At 67.8% G+C, this 17447-nt stretch carries 16 protein-coding genes; 9 read left to right on the top strand and 7 right to left on the bottom strand.

Annotation, left to right across the window (positions count from 1 at the left end):
* Positions 1 to 180: 180 nt before the first annotated feature.
* Entirely contained in the window at positions 181 to 1386 is a 1206-nt protein-coding gene (locus tag ACFFGN_RS15460) for an MFS transporter (protein WP_380047932.1), read from the bottom strand.
* Between the two features lie 204 nt (positions 1387 to 1590).
* Between ACFFGN_RS15460 and ACFFGN_RS15455 the strand changes: the two genes are divergently transcribed.
* The 4 genes from ACFFGN_RS15455 to ACFFGN_RS15440 are packed head-to-tail and all read left to right on the top strand — an operon-like array spanning position 1591 to position 5190.
* On the top strand, positions 1591 to 3045 hold the full coding sequence (locus tag ACFFGN_RS15455) for an MFS transporter (RefSeq protein WP_380047930.1): 1455 nt from the start codon (positions 1591 to 1593) through the stop codon (positions 3043 to 3045).
* Between the two features lie 2 nt (positions 3046 to 3047).
* Complete coding sequence (locus tag ACFFGN_RS15450) at positions 3048 to 3791, top strand: alpha/beta hydrolase (protein WP_380047928.1); 744 nt, start codon at positions 3048 to 3050, stop codon at positions 3789 to 3791.
* Positions 3788 to 4285: a hypothetical protein gene (locus ACFFGN_RS15445; protein WP_380047926.1), complete on the top strand. Its 498-nt coding sequence runs from the start codon at positions 3788 to 3790 to the stop codon at positions 4283 to 4285. The genes ACFFGN_RS15450 and ACFFGN_RS15445 overlap by 4 nt, the downstream gene beginning before the upstream one ends.
* On the top strand, positions 4282 to 5190 hold the full coding sequence (locus tag ACFFGN_RS15440) for an LLM class flavin-dependent oxidoreductase (protein WP_380047924.1): 909 nt from the start codon (positions 4282 to 4284) through the stop codon (positions 5188 to 5190). Before ACFFGN_RS15445 ends, ACFFGN_RS15440 begins: the two co-directional genes overlap by 4 nt.
* 51 nt (positions 5191 to 5241) lie before the next feature.
* On the opposite strand, the gene ACFFGN_RS15435 is transcribed toward ACFFGN_RS15440, so the two are convergent.
* The 3 genes from ACFFGN_RS15435 to ACFFGN_RS15425 form a co-directional block, all read right to left on the bottom strand.
* On the bottom strand, positions 5242 to 5700 hold the full coding sequence (locus ACFFGN_RS15435; RefSeq protein ID WP_380047922.1) for an ABC transporter permease family protein: 459 nt from the start codon (positions 5698 to 5700) through the stop codon (positions 5242 to 5244).
* A gap of 373 nt (positions 5701 to 6073) precedes the next feature.
* Positions 6074 to 8218 (bottom strand): 3-hydroxyacyl-CoA dehydrogenase NAD-binding domain-containing protein, encoded by a 2145-nt coding sequence (locus ACFFGN_RS15430; protein ID WP_380047920.1) that lies wholly within the window; start codon positions 8216 to 8218, stop codon positions 6074 to 6076.
* A complete protein-coding gene (locus ACFFGN_RS15425; protein WP_380047918.1) occupies positions 8215 to 9438 on the bottom strand; it encodes an acetyl-CoA C-acetyltransferase in 1224 nt (407 codons plus the stop codon). Before ACFFGN_RS15425 ends, ACFFGN_RS15430 begins: the two co-directional genes overlap by 4 nt.
* Before the next feature lie 91 nt (positions 9439 to 9529).
* Here ACFFGN_RS15425 and ACFFGN_RS15420 point away from each other — a divergent pair, with 91 nt between their 5' ends.
* Positions 9530 to 10282 (top strand): MerR family transcriptional regulator, encoded by a 753-nt coding sequence (locus tag ACFFGN_RS15420; protein ID WP_380047916.1) that lies wholly within the window; start codon positions 9530 to 9532, stop codon positions 10280 to 10282.
* A gap of 112 nt (positions 10283 to 10394) precedes the next feature.
* The gene (locus tag ACFFGN_RS15415; protein WP_380047914.1) at positions 10395 to 10823 is read left to right on the top strand and encodes a VOC family protein; all 429 of its coding nucleotides are present in this window, start codon (positions 10395 to 10397) and stop codon (positions 10821 to 10823) included.
* Between the two features lie 30 nt (positions 10824 to 10853).
* Here ACFFGN_RS15415 and ACFFGN_RS15410 read toward each other — a convergent pair whose 3' ends face one another.
* From ACFFGN_RS15410 to ACFFGN_RS15400, 3 genes are all read right to left on the bottom strand, one after another.
* Positions 10854 to 11996 (bottom strand): acyl-CoA dehydrogenase family protein, encoded by a 1143-nt coding sequence (locus tag ACFFGN_RS15410; RefSeq protein ID WP_380047912.1) that lies wholly within the window; start codon positions 11994 to 11996, stop codon positions 10854 to 10856.
* Between the two features lie 85 nt (positions 11997 to 12081).
* On the bottom strand, positions 12082 to 13203 hold the full coding sequence (locus tag ACFFGN_RS15405; RefSeq protein ID WP_380047910.1) for a CaiB/BaiF CoA transferase family protein: 1122 nt from the start codon (positions 13201 to 13203) through the stop codon (positions 12082 to 12084).
* A 407-nt stretch (positions 13204 to 13610) separates the two neighbouring features.
* Positions 13611 to 15071, bottom strand: coding sequence for a cobyric acid synthase (locus ACFFGN_RS15400; protein WP_380047908.1), 1461 nt, complete (start codon positions 15069 to 15071; stop codon positions 13611 to 13613).
* 439 nt (positions 15072 to 15510) lie between these two features.
* Here ACFFGN_RS15400 and ACFFGN_RS15395 point away from each other — a divergent pair, with 439 nt between their 5' ends.
* The 3 genes from ACFFGN_RS15395 (at position 15511) to ACFFGN_RS15385 (ending at position 17421) form a co-directional block, all read left to right on the top strand.
* Positions 15511 to 15909, top strand: a complete 399-nt coding sequence (locus ACFFGN_RS15395) for a GNAT family N-acetyltransferase (RefSeq protein ID WP_380047906.1) — start codon at positions 15511 to 15513, stop codon at positions 15907 to 15909.
* Complete coding sequence (locus tag ACFFGN_RS15390; protein ID WP_380047904.1) at positions 15906 to 16427, top strand: YbaK/EbsC family protein; 522 nt, start codon at positions 15906 to 15908, stop codon at positions 16425 to 16427. Before ACFFGN_RS15395 ends, ACFFGN_RS15390 begins: the two co-directional genes overlap by 4 nt.
* 64 nt (positions 16428 to 16491) lie before the next feature.
* On the top strand, positions 16492 to 17421 hold the full coding sequence (locus ACFFGN_RS15385; protein ID WP_380047902.1) for a 1-phosphofructokinase family hexose kinase: 930 nt from the start codon (positions 16492 to 16494) through the stop codon (positions 17419 to 17421).
* Positions 17422 to 17447: the final 26 nt, after the last annotated feature.

Here is a 17447-nt window from a genome sequence, read left to right as displayed (position 1 = left end):
TTTACCCACGCAGAAAAGCCCGCCGACAGTCAAAGGACTATCGACGGGTGAAAATGATTCAAGATCTGCTCATGCCGGCGCATTCCGGCGCACCCCGACGCGCCGGCCCGGCCTGCCCCACGAGACCGGCGCCGATCGGCCCCTCCCCAGTAGGCCGATCGGCAGCTTAGAGCATCGCGGTCAGGCGGAAACGCCGGCCATCGCATCGGTCCGGCCCGTGGACATGCCACGGCCCTGGGCGTTGCGTTCCTTGCGGTCAAGGGCGCCCGAGAACACGGCAACAGCCAATCCGGCCAGGGCCAGCGCCGCGCCGACCCAGTTGGGCGCCGTGTAGCCGAGCTGGGCGCTGATCGCCAGACCGCCGAGCCAGGCTCCGATCGCGTTGCCGAGGTTGAACGCGGCGATGTTCGCCGCCGACGCCAGTGCGGGCGCACCTTCGGCCTTGTCCATCACGCGCATCTGCAATGCCGGCACGGTGGCGAATCCGGCCACGCCGAACAACAGGATCGTGACCACCGAAAGCGGCCGGCTGTGCGCCGTCCAGACGAATATCAGCAAAACCGCGGCCAGTAGCGTAAGAATGACGTAAAGACTCGGCATCAATCGCCGGTCGGCCGCCTTACCGCCGAGCACATTGCCCAGGCACAAACCGGCCCCGAACACGATCAACAGCCAGGTGACCGAACCGCTGGAAAAGCCCGCCACATCGGTCATCATCGGTGCGATATAGGTGAACGACGCGAATACACCGGCGAAACCGAGAGTGGTCATCAATAAGGCCAGCCAGACCTGTGGTCTACGGAAAACCGCCAGCTCGACCCGGATACTGCTTTGCTCCCGCGGTTGCGGTGGCACCAGCACGATCAGCCCGATCACGCCGATCAAACCGATGGCGGTCACCGCCCAGAACGTCGACCGCCAGCCGAACTGCTGGCCAAGTGCGGTGCCCATCGGAACACCGAGCACGTTCGCGATGGTCAAGCCGGTGAACATCATCGCGATCGCGCTGGCCCGCTTGTTCGGCGCGACCAGGTTCGCCGCGACCACCGAGCCGATGCCGAAGAACGCGCCGTGGCACAACGCGGTGACGGCACGCCCGGTCATCAGCACCGCGTAGTTGCCGGCCACCGCGCAGACCGCGTTGCCCAGGATGAACACACTCATCAGGCCGATCAGCATCGTCTTGCGCGGCAGGCGGGATCCGGCCAGCGTCATCAGCGGAGCGCCGATCACCACGCTCAGCGCGTAACCCGAGATCAGCAGGCCGGCGGTCGGAATGGACACGGTCAGATCGGTCGCGATCTCCGGCAGCAGGCCGACGATCACGAATTCGGTGGTACCGATACCGAAGGCACCGATGGCCAGGGCCAGCAGGGCGAGATTCACCGCGGTTCTCCCTCGAACACGCAATCCAGGCAGAGCCACTCGCCTCATCGAGAGCGGCGGGCCAATCGTGCCGCAACGACTCGCGCCGTGTCTGACCCTACGAGTGTTAGGCAGCGCAGTAGTGGGCTGTTCAGGGTTCTGGTTGGCGGCGGTCGATCCAGACAGGGTCTAGGCAGGAGCAAGCCCGATGGAAGGAACACCCGCATGTCCACCGTTGAAGAAGTCGGCAGCGACACCACACCGGATCGCAGCCCGGATCTCAGCACCGAACCCAGGATGACCGGCCGCCAGCGGCTGGCCCTGGTCCTGTTGCTCACCGCGAGCTTCACCCTCGCCGTCGACTTCTCGATCCTGAACGTCACGCTGCCGACCATCGGCGCCGCGGTCGGCTTCAGCCTCGAGAACCTGCAGTGGATCGCGACCTCGTTCGCCCTCTGCGCCGCCGGCTTCACCCTGTTGTTCGGCCGCGTCGCCGACCTGTTCGGGCGGCGCCGGCTGTTCCTCGGTGGCATGGCGCTGCTCGGGATCGCCTCGTTTGTCGGCGGAATCGCCACCTCACCGGCGATGCTGCTGTCGGCTCGCGTCGCACAAGGCCTCGCCACCGCCGCGGTCACTCCGGCGGCGCTGTCGCTGCTCACCACCTCGTTCCCCGAAGGCCGGCTGCGGGACAAGGCGCTCGGCCTGAACGGTGCCCTGATGGCGGCCGGCTTCACCACCGGCGCGATCCTCGGCGGCGTACTCACCGATCTGCTGAGCTGGCGCTGGGCCTTCTTCATCAACGTGCCGGTCGCGCTGGCCGTGCTGGTGCTGGCCCCGATGGTGCTGGCGGAGAGCCGCCCGGCCGAGCGGCCGAAGCTCGACGTACCAGGCGCCATCACGGTGACGACCGGTCTGCTCGCCATCGTGTTCGGTCTCACCACCGCTGGTGAGAAGTCGTGGACCGATCCGCTGGCGCTGGGTGCGCTGGCCGTCGGCGCCGTACTGCTGGTGCTGTTCTGGATCATCGAGCAGAAGGTCGCCGCGCCGCTGGTACCGGTGGCGTTCCTGCGCAAGGCCAACATCGGCTGGGGCAACTTCGCCGGTCTGCTGGCCTTCATCACCGAGACGTCGCTTGTCTTCCTGCTCACGCTCTACCTGCAGAAGACACTCGGCTTCACGCCGCTCGGCGCGGGCCTGTCGTTCGCCGTACTCGGTGCCGGAACCGTCATCGGTGGCATCGTCGCGCCGAAGGTGATCGGCCGGGTCGGCTCGAAGAACGCCATCGTCGCGGGATTTCTGCTGCAGGCCGTCGCCACGGTTTCGCTGGTGCTGCTCGGTCAGGACTCGGCCTGGATGGCGCTGCTGCTGGTCGCCACCTTCGTCGGCGGCGTGGCCAACCTGGTGGCCATCGTCGGCTTCATGGTCACCGCCACCACCGGCCTGCCCGACGAGGAGCAGGGCCTGGCGACCGGTCTCGCCACGATGAGCCAGCAGGTCGGTATCACCATGGGTATTCCGATCATGAGCGCGATCGCCACCGCCCGGGTGCACTCCCTCGGCGGCGAAAGCGCCTCGACCGTGCTGAGCGGCGTCACCACCGCCATCTGGGTGAACGCCGGGTTGTGCGTTGTCGCGGCCGCGCTGGTGGCCGTGTTCCTGCGGCAGGCGAAGCGCGCCTGACGGTGGAGATCTCGTGGGGTTCGCTGGTCGTCGGGACTGTGCCCGTACGGATCTACCGCCCGGTCGACGGCTGGCGCGGCTGGCTCGTCTGGGTGCACGGCGGCAGCTGGACCCGTGGGTCCGTGGCCGGGTGGCACGAGGTCTGTGCAGACCTGGCCCGGCTCACGGGCAGCACCGTGATCAGCGTCGACTACCGGCTCGCCCCCCGGCATCCACATCCGGCTGCCCTGCACGATGTGCTCACCGTGCTGGAGTGGGCGACCACCCAGGCGTGTGACGACGAGGTGGCGGTCGGCGGGGACAGCGCGGGCGGCACGATCGCCGCCTGCGCCGCGCTGACCTGGCGGGATCAGGGCCGTCGCCTGGCGGCCCAGATCCTCGCCTATCCCCCGATGGACCCGCACTGCCGCGCCGCGTCGTACGACTGGGAGGTCTTTCCCACCCGGGCCGGCCTGATGGCCTCGTGGCAGGCCTACCTGGGCGCCGGGAAGGGGCTCGGTTACAGCACGCCGTTCGACGCGGCCGACCTGAGCGGTACGGCGCCCGCGCTGCTGGTCGTCGGCGCGCAGGACCCGGTCCGCGACGACGTCGAGGAGTACGGAATGCGCCTGCTGGCCGACGGTAATCCCGTTCGGCTGGAGGTGCTGCCCGGCGTACCGCACGGCGCGATCCTGGCGCCCGGGCCGATGCGCGACTGGGTCGGATCGGCCTTCAGAGAGTTGAGTTCGAGCAAGGAGACGTCATGACGCAACCGCACAGCCAAGCCCTGCTTCGGCACTTCGCCGACCTGCGGGATCGCAACCACGGCGAGACGGCCGTGACCCGGGAAGAGAAGGAAGCGCTGTTCGCCGCCACGGTGGACCTGCTCGATCCGGTCGCCCAGCAGGCCCTCGACGAACTCAACGAGGACCTGTTGCTCGGCACGGGCACGATCTCGGCCAGTGGATTGGGCCGGACGCCGGACGGAGGGGTTGCGGCGATTTGGGCGTTGTCCTGGCCGGAGCAGGTCAAGGCCGGGATCAACCCGATTGCGATCCGGGCGCACTACGGCGCTGGGTTCCATCATCCGCACCTCAGCGGCGGCACGGTCGGCGAGTGGCCCTTGAACGATTTCACCCCGGAACAGGCCGCCGAGGAACTACCCACGCTTCGGGCGATCGCGGCGGCTGACCTGCACAACCTGGTGTTCCAGGCGGACTACCGGATTGTGCCCGCCACGATGAGCGGCAGCCGCTTGTGACGCGGCTGTCGATTCTCGACCAGTCCCCGATCGGCGAGGGCAGTACGCCGGCCGAGGCCCTCCAGGCGACAGTCGAGCTGGCCAAAGCGGCGGACACGCTCGGGGTCACCCGGTACTGGCTGGCCGAACACCACGGCTCCCCCGGTTTCGCCGGTACGGCGCCGGAGATCCTGATCCCGATCATCCTCGGCGCCACCCGGCGGATGCGGATCGGCTCGGGTGGCGTGCTGCTGCCGCGCTACCCGGCAACGAAGGTGGCCGAGGTGTTCAGCATCCTGGCCGGCCTCTACCCCGGCCGGGTGGACCTCGGCCTCGGTCGTGCCGGTGGACCGCCCGAGCATTTCCCGCAGGACGTGACCGACCTCAAGCGCTGGCTCGGGGACGACCCGCAGATCTGGCTACTCGGTGCCAGTACGACGTCCGGGGCGCTCGCGGCCAAGCTCGGTACGGCGTATGCGTTCGCGCACTTCCTCAATCCCCCGCCGGGTGTCGAGGCGATGGAGGCGTATCACGAGCGATCGCCCGCGCCGGCGAGCGCCCTGGCGGTGCGGGTGATCGTGGCCGATACCGAGGCCCGGGCCGGCGATCTGGCCCGCAGCGTGCTGTTGTGGCGCAGCCGCAAGGACCTCGGCGACGATCGGCCCCTGCCGTCGGTCGAAACGGCCCGGTGTCACCGATGGACCAGTACCGAGTTGGAGCGCGCGTCGAACAACAGCCGTGCGCTCATCGCGGGAACGCCGGAGCAGGTCCGTCCCGTATTACTGGATCTGGCCCAGCTGCACGGCACGGACGAGCTGGTGGTGAACGTACTCACGCATGACCCAGCCGACCGCCTGCGCACCTACGAACTGCTAGCGGAAATTCTCGCCCCGGCCTCGAGCGGCGCCCGCCTGGTCAGTCCTTGATACCGGATTGGGTGACGCCCTGGATCAGGTAGCGCTGGAGGAAGGCGAAGATCAGGACCAGTGGCAGGATCGGGCAGGCTGTTCGGTACGACGATCCGCCAGAACGTAGCGAAGTGGCCGGCGCGGTCCACCCGAGCCGCCTTCCAGTTCGCGGGGAAACCCGAGGAAGTACTGCCGGAAGAGGAACGCGGCGAATCCGCTGAACAGCGTCGGAATGATCAGACCACGGAGCGAACCGACCCAGCCCAACGACGAGACCACGATGAAGCTCGGGATGAACGTCACCGCGCCCGGAATCATCAACGTACCGACAATGCCGTAGAACACCTTGTCGGCGTGTTTGCAGGGGATCCGGGCCAGCCCGTAGCCCGCCATCGGCACGTTGTCGTCACTGAACAACTGGCCGACGTTGCCCCATTGCAGATCCGTCGGGAAGAACTTCCACTCGAGCGCGGTGATCTCGGCCTCGGTCGACAACGCGGATCGGCCCAGTCCGCCGGGACCTCGCACGGGTTATCACCCCGGCGAGGACGCGGTTCGGGGCGCTCGGCTCCGACAACGTGTCCCCGGTACCGGGCTTCGGCTCCGCTACCGGGAAATGGTGAACCCACTACCGAGTTTCTGCGCCACTACCCGGCTACAACCAGATAGCCGTACCAAAAGTCGGTAGCCGCTCGCGGTCCCGATCAGGACAGGTCGCCGAGATGCCGCCGGTGGAGAACGCTAGGCATTCATTCGTCGCAAACCGCCCTCACCCGACGCCAACGTCCGCCGTGCGGGCCGACCACAAAGGGCGGTTTGCGACGAATGAATGCCAACCACTGGTACCAAGAACGGCCGCACCCTCTGCGAACGAGGGTGCGGCCGTTGAACAACCGAGGGGTTAGGCGAAGGTTTCGCCGGCCTCGGCCTTTTGCACCAGCAGCGCGGGTGGCTCGAACCGCTTGCCGTACGTCGCGGCCAGCTCCCGCGCGCGGGCGACAAACCCGGCCAGGCCACCGTCGTACGCGTTGATGTACTGCAGGGCGCCTCCGTGCAGCGGCGGGAAGCCGATGCCGAAGATCGAGCCGATGTTCGCGTCGGCCGTCGACCGCAGTACGCCTTCCTCAACGCACTTCACCGTCTCCAGCGACATCGCGAACGCCATCCGCTCGCCAAGATCCCCGAACGGCACCTCCACGTCGTCCTTGACGAAGTGCTGCCACAGCCCGGGCCACAGCACCTTCGGCCCGTCCGCCGGGTAGTCGTAGAACCCGGCCCCGGCCGCCTTGCCCTTGCGGCCGAACTCGTCGACCATTCGATCGGTGACATCCATCCCGGCGTGATCGTCGAACGCGCCGGCGCCACCACCGGCCGCGCGGGCGGCGTCCCGGATCTTCTGCGGCAGCGTCAGGGTCACCTCGTCCAGCATCGCCAGCGGCGGCGCCGGGAAGCCGAACTGCGTCGCGGCCCGCTCGATCGTCACCGGGTTGACGCCTTCGGCGATCATCGCCGCGCCTTCCATCACCAGCGTGCCGAAGACCCGCGAGGTGAAGAAGCCACGGCTGTCGTTGACCACGATCGGCGTCTTGCGGATCTGCCGGACGACGTCGTACGCCTTGGCCAGCGTCACATCGGACGTCTTCTGCCCGACGATCAGCTCGACCAGCGGCATCTTGTCGACCGGCGAGAAGAAGTGCATGCCGACAAAGTCGTCCGGCCGGTCGATCCCGTCGGCCAGCGAGGTGATCGGCAGGGTCGAGGTGTTCGAGCACAACAGCGCGTCCGGCTCGATCACGCCGGCGATCTCGGCGAAGACCTTCTGCTTCAGCTCCTCGCTCTCGAACACCGCCTCGATCACCAGATCGCAACCGGCCAGATCGTTCGGCTCGGCCGTCGGCGTGATCAGGCTGAGCAGCGCCTCGGCCTTGTCCGGCGTGGCCCGGCCCTTCTTCACCTGCTTGGCCAGGATCTTCTCGGAGTAGGCCTTGCCCTTTTCGGCGGCCTCGAGCGAAACGTCCTTGAGCACGACCTCGATGCCGACCTTCGCGCAGACGTACGCGATACCGGCGCCCATCATGCCCGCGCCGAGCACGCCGACCTTGCGCACGCGGTACTTCGGTACGTCGGCCGGACGCGAGGCGCCCGCGTTGATCGCCTGCAACTCGAAGAAGAAGGCGTTGATCATGTTCTTGGCGATCTGGCCCGTCGCGAGCTGGACGAAGTACCGCGACTCGATCCGGCTGGCCGTCGCGAAGTCCACCTGAGCGCCTTCGACCGCCGCGCTCATGATGGCCTTCGGCGCCGGATAGGGCGCGCCCTTGAGCTGCTTGCGCAGGTTTGCCGGGAAGGCCGGCAGGAACGCGGCCAGCTTCGGCGAGGACGGCGTACCGCCCGGGATCTTGTAGCCGTCGCGGTCCCACGGCTGCTTCGCCTCGCCCTGGAATTCCTTCACCCAACGGTACGACGCGGCCAGCAACTGCTCCCGCGGTACGACCTCGTCCACGATGCCGACGGACAGCGCGTGCTTGGGCTTCATCCGCTGACCCTGCAGCAGCACCTTCATCAGCGCATCCTGCAGACCGAGCATCCGGACGGTACGGGTCACGCCGCCGCCACCGGGCAGCAGGCCAAGCGTCACCTCAGGTACGCCGATCTCGATCCGGTCGTCATCCGCGACGATGCGGTGGTGGCAGGCGAGCGCGATCTCGAGGCCACCACCCAGGGCCGCCCCGTTGATCGCGGCAACTACCGGGACACCGAGCGTCTCGATCACCCGGAGCTGGCGCTTGACCTCTTCCAGCGTTTCGAACACCTCGGCGGCGTTCTCCGGCTTGATCTGGCTCAGCATCTGAAGGTTGCCACCGGCAAAGAACGTGTCCTTCGCGCTGGTGATCACGATGCCGGTGATCGCGTCCTTCTCCGCCTGCAGCCGCTCGACCGTTTCGGCCATCGCCGTGATGTACCGGTCGTTCATGGTGTTCGCGCCGGCTTCGGGATCGTCGATCGTCAGCGTGACGACGCCGTCGGTGTTGCTCCAGGAGATCATGCGAGCCTCTCGATAATCGTTGCGACGCCCATACCGCCGCCGACGCACAGGGTGGCCAGGCCGTAGCGGAGCTCACGCCGCTCCAGCTCGTCCAGCAGGGTTCCGATCAGAATGGCGCCGGTCGCGCCGAGCGGGTGGCCGAGCGCGATCGCGCCGCCGTTCACGTTGACCTTGTCGTGCGGCACCCCGAGATCCTTCATGAAGTGCAGTACGGCGGCCGCGAACGCCTCGTTCATCTCGAACAGGTCGATATCGCCAACCTCCAAACCGGCCTTCGCCAGCGCCTTACGGGCGGCGGGCGCCGGTCCGGTCAGCATGATGGTCGGCTCGGCACCACTCACGGCGGTAGCGACGACCCGGCCGCGCGGCGCCTGACCGAGCGCCTCGCCGGCCTTCTCGCTGCCGACGGCGACCAGCGCGGCGCCGTCGACGATGCCGCTGGAGTTACCGGCATGGTGGACGTGGTTGATCCGCTCGACCGTCACGTACTTCTCCAGCGCCACCGCGTCGAACCCGCCGTGCTCACCGATCGCCGCGAACGACGGCGGCAGCCCGGCCAGCGTCTCGACACTCGTACCAGGCCGGACCAGCTGGTCGTTGTCCAGAATCGGCAGGCTGTTGCGATCCACGACCGGAACCACCGAGCGGGTGAAGTAGCCGTTGGCCCAGGCCTTCGCGGCACGCGCGTGCGACTCCGCGGCGTACGCGTCGACATCGGTGCGGGACAAGCCGTCGATCGTCGCGATCAGGTCCGCGCTGATGCCCTGCGGAACGAAGCTGGTCTGGATCGCGGTCTCCGGGTCCATCGCCCAGGCGCCGCCGTCGGATCCCATCGGCACCCGCGACATCGACTCGACGCCGCCGGCGAGAATCAGGTCTTCCCAGCCGGAGCGAATGCGCTGCGCGGCCTGGTTCACCGCCTCCAGCCCGGAGGCGCAGAAGCGGTTGAGCTGCACGCCACCGGTGGTTTCGGGATAACCCGCCGCGAGCACCGCCGTACGGGCGATGTCCATGCCCTGGTCGCCGATCGGTGTGACGACGCCCAGGACGACGTCGTCGACGACCGCCGGGTCCAACTCGGGATGGCGCGCGCGTAGCTCGGTGAGCAGGCCGGTGATCAGCTGGATCGGTTTGACCTCGTGCAACGCGCCGGTGGCCTTACCCCTGCCTCGGGGCGTCCGGATCGCGTCATAGAGAAAGGCGTCGGATGGTGCGGTCATGGTGGTCCCGTCGGTCGACCGGTAACGGATGAGTTGATTGTGACAGTTCCACTGTCACGATGGTCAAGTGGGTCCCACTATGATCTGCGCCATGTCACTTGAGCGCACGGCCGAGGGTGCCAGCGGTTCGGCGACGCTGACCGTCGACGAGCTGTCGGCCCGCGTCGGCATGACCGTGCGAACGCTGCGGTTCTACGCCGGCCGTGGCCTGATCCCCCCGCCGGTACGGCGCGGCCGCGTCGGCTACTACGGCCCTGAGCACATCGCGCGCCTCGACCTGGTCCGCGAGCTGCAGGCCCACGGCTTCACCCTGTCGGCCATCGAGGGCTATCTCGAGCGCATCCCGGCGGACGCCACCCCGCAGGACATCGCGTTGCACCGCACGCTGCTCACCCCGTGGATGCGGGACCTGCCGGAGACCCTCGACCGCAAGGCCCTGGTACGTCGTACCGGGCGGGACCTGACCGACGACGACATCGAGATGCTGGTGGCTCTCGGAGTGGTCGAGCCCACGCCCGACGACGACGTGTTCCAGGTGGCGACGGCCCACCTCAGCCTCGGGGTGGAACTGCTCGACCTGGAACTCCCGGTCGAGGCGGCGCTCGCGGCCGGGCGCATCTTCACCGAACACGGCCGGGCCATCGCCGAGGAACTGACCGAAGTCTTCCGCAAAACCGTCTGGCCACACTTCCGCGACGGCGGCAGCACGCCAGAACACCTCCAGCAGCTGATCGAACGGTTCAAGCCTGTCACGATCCAGGGCCTGGTCCTCGCCTACGAACGAGCCGTCGGCGAAACCCAGCGCGACACGATCCGCCGTACCAGCAACCGTCCCAAGCGCTGAGTTCGCACAAGCCTGTCTCCGCCGACAAGGTGGCCGGTTGAGCGTGCTCCGGCTGCGGTGGATCGAGGATAAGGCAGGTGCGTCTCCCGAGGCGCCTTGTTACGGTGCAGCGGTGTCAGCGATCAGGCAGTTTCAGGTGACCTTCGATTGCGCGGAGCCGGAGCGTCTCGCTCGCTTCTGGTGCGAGGTGCTGGGGTACGTCGTACCGCCACCGCCGAAGGGGTTCGAGACTTGGGACGAGTACAACAATTCACTGCCGGCTGAGAAGCGCGGGTCGTCGTTCGCCTGCGTCGATCCGACCGGCGTTGGTCCGCGGCTGTTCTTTCAGCGCGTGCCCGAAGGCAAGGCCGTGAAGAACCGGGTCCACCTTGACGTACGGGTCGGCACCGGACTCGTGGGCGAGGAACGCCTCGCCGCCCTCGAGGCCGAATGCGCGCGCCTGGTTCCGCTCGGCGCCGTACACGTCCGCACGCTGTATGACGGCACCGACTCGTGCATCCCGATGCTGGATATCGAGGGCAACGAGTTCTGCATCGACTGACCGCCAAAGGCGCATGGTGCGGAGTGACCGTCACAGGCCCATGGTGCGGCCGATGATCTCCTTCATGATCTCGGTGGTGCCGCCGTAGATGGTCTGCACTCGGGTGTCGAGGTAGGCCTTCGCGATCGGGTACTCGGTCATGAAGCCGTAGCCGCCGTACAACTGCAGGCACTTGTCGACCACCTTCTTCTGCAGCTCGGTGGTCCACCATTTCGCCATCGCCGCCTCGGACACGGTCAACGTGCCGGCGGTCAACTCGGTGATGCAGCGGTCGACGAAAACCCGGGCGATCTGGGTTTCGGTGGCCAGCTCCGCGAGCACGAAACGGCTGTTCTGGAAGGAGCCGATCGGCCGTCCGAAGGCCGTACGTTCCTTCACGTACTCCACGGTCGAGGCGAGCATGTTCTCGCAGGCCGCGGCCGCGACGACCGCGATGGTCAGACGTTCCTGCGGCAGCTTCTCCATCAGGTAGATGAAGCCCTTGCCCTCTTCGCCGAGCAGGTTCGTCGCGGGCACGCGCACGTTGTCGAAGAACAACTCGGCGGTGTCCTGCGCTTTGAGCCCGATCTTGTCCAGATTGCGCCCACGTTCGAACCCGGGCATGCCCCGCTCGACAACGATCAGCGAGATCCCCTGATATCCCGCGGCCGGATCCGTCTTCGCGACGACGATCACCAGATCCGCGAGAATTCCGTTGGAGATGAAGGTCTTCTGGCCGTTCAGGATGTACGAGTCGCCGTCGCGGACCGCCGTCGTCTGAATGCCCTGCAGGTCACTCCCGGCCCCGGGCTCGGTCATCGCGATCGCGGTGATGGTCTCGCCCGAGCAGAACCCGGGCAGCCAACGGGCCTTCTGCTCGTCGTTCGCGTAGTCGAGCAGATAGGCCGAGTTGATATCGGTATGAATGGTGAACCCCGGACCACTCGCTCGCGCCCGGGTGATCTCCTCGATCAACACGGCGTTGAACCGGAAGTCCCGCGCGCCACCACCGCCGTACTGCTCGGGCATCATGAACCCGAGCAGGCCCTTCTCCCCCGCCGCGGCCCACAGCTCGCGCGGCACGATCCCGGCCTCTTCCCAGGACTCGTGGTGCGGCACGATCTCCTTGTCGCAAAAGGCCCGGGCGGTTTCCCGGAACGCGTCATGGTCGGCATCGAAGATCTGACGTTCCACGCGAACTCCTAGCTGGTGGCGGGACCTCTGCTTGCTGGACTGCTGCTGGCTGAACGGCTGCTGATGGCTAGACGACTGCTGTGGCTCAGGCTTGTACGGCGGCACCGGAGGCGAGTAGGTCCTCGACGGCGGTGACACCCCAATCGGTGAGGGCCGCGCGGGTGTGCTCGCCGGGGCGTGCGGGCGGTTGGCCCAGGGCACTCGGCGTACGGCTGAACCGTGGCGCGGGCGCCGGCTGCCGTACTCCCCCGTGGTCCACGAAGGTGCCGCGGGCAACGAGATGCGGGTGATCGTTCCCCAACGGCAGTACGGGCGACACGCACGCGTCCGTCCCGTCGAAGATCTCGGTCCACTCGGCCTGGGTCTTCGACGCGAAGGCCTCGGCAAGAACCTTGCGGAGTTCGGGCCAGTTCGCCGGGTCGTAGCGATCGGGCGGGGTGATACCGAGCAGCCGGATCAACTCGTCGTAGAACGCTGGTTCGAGCGCGCCGACGGCCATGTGCAGGCCATCCGCAGTCTCGTACACGTCATAGAACGGCGCACCGGTGTCCAGCAGGTTGACCCCGCGCTCGTTGCGCCAACCACCCGAGGCAAGTCCACCCAGCAGGAACGTGGTGAGATGCGCGGCGCCATCCACGATCGCCGCATCAACGGTCTGCCCCTGACCACTCGACCGGGCCTCCACCAGGGCCGCGAGTACGCCGACCACCAGGTACAACGAACCGCCGCCGAAATCCCCAAGCAAGTTGACCGGCACCTGCGGCGGCCCACCAGTGCGACCGATCGCGCCAAGCGTCCCGGCGATCGCCAGGTAGTCGATGTCGTGCCCCGCCGACTGCGCGAGCGGCCCGTCCTGACCCCATCCGGTCATCCGCCCGTACACCAGGCGCGGGTTGATCTCGCGGCAGTCCTCCGGCCCGAGCCCCAACCGTTCGGCCACGCCCGGGCGAAACCCCTCGATCAAGATGTCCACCTGCGCAACAAGCTCCCGCACGGCGTTGACGGCCGCCGGATTCTTCAGGTCCATCGCCACGCTCCGCCGCCCCCGGTTGAGCAACTCCAACTCAGGCGGCCCCAGCATCAGCCCTCCACCCGGCCGGTCGATCCGCACCACGTCCGCGCCCAACTCGGCCAACATCATGCAGGCAAACGGCGCCGGCCCGATCCCAGCCAACTCCACAACCCGAACCCCACTCAGCGGACCCATACCAGCATTGTGACAGTACAACTGTCACAGTAGTCAACCCACCCCGCCCCACCCGACCTTCCAACGCCCGACCCGGAGTGCCCCACCACCCCGAAACTTTCCAACGGTCGGACCCGGAATGCGGCACCACCACGCCAAAACTTTCCGACGGTCGGACCCGGAATGCGGCACCGCAAGGCATTTCACGCCCCCCGTGGGCGGTGACGCTCGACAGGTCCGAATTCCGGGTCCGACCGTTGGAAAGTTTCGGCGGTGGTGGTGCCGCACTTCGGGTCCGACCGTGGCCGGGGGAGCGTCAAGTGAGGCCGACACGGTGGGTGCCGAAGGGGCGGAGGGGGTCGCATTTCGCGTCCGACCGTCGGAAAGTTTTTGACGGCGGCTGATCCCTGGGGAGGGCGTGGGGGCGGTTAGGGCGTGGGGGCGCCTGGGGGGATGAAGGGGAGGTTGGGTGGGGCGCCTTGGTCGATCAGGGCCAGGAGGGCCTTGGTGTCGAGGTGTTCTTCGATGGCGTCGGCGAGGGTGTCGAGGCGTTGTTCGCGAAGCGCCGCGAAGCTGGTTCGGCCGTCGGGGGCTGGTTTGCCGGTCAGCGCGGCCACTTCGGTGAGGAAGGCTTGCCGGGCCTGGTCGTCGTCGAGTAAGCCGTGCCAGATCGTGCCCCAGGTTGTGCCCGTGCGGCAGCCGCCGGGAAATGCCTCCGCGGGTCCGGTCACCGAGACCACCCCGTGGTGGATCTCGTACGCCGTTGGGGCCGGTCGGGCGAGGACCTTTTCGCGTTCGAAAACAGTTGATACCGGCAACAACCCGAGCCCGGTGGTGGTGCCGCCGCCCTCCACGCCGTACGGGTCGTCGATCGAACCACCCAGCAGTTGGTACCCGCCGCAGATCCCGAGCAACGGCCGGCCCGCGGCGGCCCGGGCCACGACCGCGTCCGCGAGACCCGTTGAACGCAACCAGGCCAGGTCCGCGGCAGTCGCGCGCGAACCCGGTAGAACCACCAGATCGGCATCGCGGACATCGGCCGGATCCGCGGTGAAGAAGACGCTGGTCGTTGGTTCGACGGCCAGTGCGTCCAGATCGGTGAAGTTGCTGATCCGCGGGAAACGCACCACCGCGATGGTCAACGCACCACCCGACGTCGCGCGCCGGGCCGGTACGTCGAGGGCGTCCTCCGAGTCCAGGTACAAGTCGGGCAGCCAGGGCAGCACGCCGTACGTCGGACGGCCGGTCGCGTTGCGGAGCATGTCGATCGCCGGTTGTAGCAGGGTCTGATCGCCGCGGAACTTGTTCACCACATATCCGCTGATCAGCGCCTGGTCCTCGGCGTCGAGCAGCGCCACCGTGCCGAACAGCGACGCGAACACCCCGCCGCGATCGATATCGCCCACCACGATCACCGGCGCCGCCATGTGCCGGGCAAGACCCATGTTCACGTAGTCGGATTGCCTGAGGTTGATCTCGGTCGGACTGCCCGCGCCTTCGCAAACCACCACGTCGTACCGGCCGGCCAGGTCGTCATATGCCGCGAACGCCGCCTTGGCCAGTTCAGCCCGCTGGGTGAGGAAATCCCGGGCGGACAACTCGCCCCACGGCTCCCCCATCAAGACGACGTGACTGCGGCGGTCGCTGCCGGGTTTGAGCAGCACCGGGTTCATCGCGGCCTCCGGCTCCGCGCCCGCCGCGACGGCCTGGATCCACTGGGCCCGGCCGATCTCGGCACCATCCGCGCAGACCATCGAGTTGTTCGACATGTTCTGCGCCTTGTACGGCGCCACCCGCACGCCTTGGCGCGCCAGCCACCGGCACAGGCCCGTCACCACGGTCGTCTTGCCCGCGTCGGAGGTCGTACCTGCGACCAGAATCGAGTTCACCCGCCGATCCTAGAGCCGCCCTCACCACCGCCATGGCCTGGCCGCCGTGTGACAACGCTTGCCAATGGGTACCAGGCTCCGATCGATCGACCGAGGAGGGGACCAATGACAAGTAAGCCCTGGGTGCAGCGTGGCGTCGTCACGCTCGTTTTCGCTCTCCTGCTGCTGGTCAGCAGCACTACCGTCCTAGGCCAGCTCTAACGCCTGGTGAATCTTGGGCACTCACCCCATGACGCCAAGGCCGCGAAAATGTCCAGCAGGCTCACCAAGACGGGGTCGGCGCAAGGCAAGCGGTGACTGGGCCGATCGGTCACTGCTCATGCACGCCTCTCCTCCCGGCCTATCCCACGGTTCCGGCGCCCGCACCTCGCGTGAGCGGAATCAAAACGTCCCGCTCGTCCTGCCCGGCACCGCGCCAGCGCCCTACTAAGGTGGAGACATGGAGAACGAGATCACCGTTGCCGATGCCCGCGAGAAGAGCCGCTACGAAGCGCATGACGCCGACGGCAACCTGATGGGCTTTGCCGACTACCGGTTGACCGGCAACACGATCGCCTTCCTGCACGCCGAAACGCTGCCCGAGTACCGCGGCCGCGGTGTCGCCGGCCGGGTCGCCCGCAAGTCGCTGGACGACGCACGCGACGCGGGCCTCCGGGTCAAGCCGTCCTGCCCGTTCTACCGCGACTACGTTTCCGAGCACGATGAGTACGCCGACCTGGTGGATGCCGACGGCCCCGACTCCCTGGAGCCCGCCGGCGCCTCCGACTCCGAAGCCGAGCCGCAGGAGCACCCCAACGGCGAGAACGAGACCGGCGCCGGCGAGGTCTCCGCCCGATGAGCAAGCTCGACTGGCAACCCGCGAAGACCCAGCCCGACCTGCTCGCACCGCCCGTGGTCGCGGCCATCGACACCATCGAGGCCCAGGTCGCGCCGATCGACCCGGGCCTGGCCGACACGGCCGCCTTCTGCGCGGAGTACGACGTACAGCTCGGCGAATCCGCGAACTGCGTGATCGTGCACGGCAAACGCGCGGGCGAGTCGACGTACGCCGCGGTGCTGGTGCTCGCCACCCACCGGGCCGACGTGAACGGCGTGATCCGCAAGCACCTCGGCGTCCGGAAGATCTCGTTCGCGGCGCAGGATGAGGCGGTCGGCTCGACCGGCATGGAGTACGGCGGCATCACGCCCGTCGGCCTGCCCGCCGACTGGCCGATCCTGGTCGACAGTGCCGTCGCGGCGGCGGGACCGGTCGTCATCGGCAGCGGCCTTCGCGCCTCGAAGCTGCTGGTCGAGGGCGCCGACCTCGCGAAACTGCCCAACGCCGAACTGCTCGACCTGGCCACCCCGACCGCCTGATCGCGCGCGATTGCGTCGCGCGGCCCCGGGTACCGGTGCGACTGACCGATCGGAAGGGGTAGCGATGAACGAGCGGGTGATGGTTTTCGCGCCGGCTCCACAGTTGACGGTCACGATCGAGCAGCTCGGCGACGAGCCCGAGTTGCACCTGCACGCGGGCGGGCAGGGATTGTGGCAGGCCAGAATGATCGCGTCGCTGGGTGTGCCGGTGACGTTCTGCGCGGTTCTCGGCGACGGCGAGGTGGGCCGCGCGCTCACCTCCTTGATCGAGGCCGAAGGCCTGGAACTGAAGGCGATCCGGCGCGCCGCCGACAGCGGATGGTACGTGCACGATCGCCGCGACTCGGAGCGGGAGACCGTCGCCGAACATCCCGGTACTCCGCTGGGCCGTCACGACAGTGACGAGTTGTACGCCCTGGCACTCGCCGAAGGTCTTCGCGCCGGTATGTGCGTGCTGAGCGGCGCGGCCGATCCCGGGCTGATCGCGCCCGAAACCTACAAGCGCCTCGGCATGGATCTGCAGCACAATGGCGCGCGGGTCGCGGCGGACCTCAGCGGTGACCACCTGGGCGCCATCCTCGAAGCGGGCCCGATGTTCCTCAAGGTAAGTGACGAGGAGCTGTACGCCGACGGGCTGGCGAACGAGTCCGACGGCAACACCGGCATCGTGAAGGCGATCCACCAGCTCCGTGAACGTGGTGCCGACACCATCGTCATCAGCCGGGCGGAGAAACCCGCGGTCGCTCTGGTGGAAGACGAAGTGGTCGAGGTCCATCTGCCCGATCTCAGCGTCAAGGAACATCGCGGCGCGGGCGACTCGATGACCGCGGGCGCGGTCGCCGTACTGGCGAAGGGCGGCGACATCCGGTCCGCCATCAAAACCGGCGCTGCCGCGGGCGCGCTCAACGTCACCCGGCACGGACTCGGCACCGGCCGTCCCGACGCCATCGCCGAACTCGAGAAGCGGATCCGCCTCGAGCCCCTGGAAACGTGACGGAAGCCCGGTCCTCGCGAAGGAGG

The sequence above is a fragment of the Kribbella deserti genome, assembly GCF_042434725.1.
Taxonomy (GTDB): Bacteria; Actinomycetota; Actinomycetes; order Propionibacteriales; family Kribbellaceae; genus Kribbella; species Kribbella deserti.
Note: the sequence above shows the minus strand (reverse complement) of the source record. Positions and strands in the feature narration are given on the sequence as shown.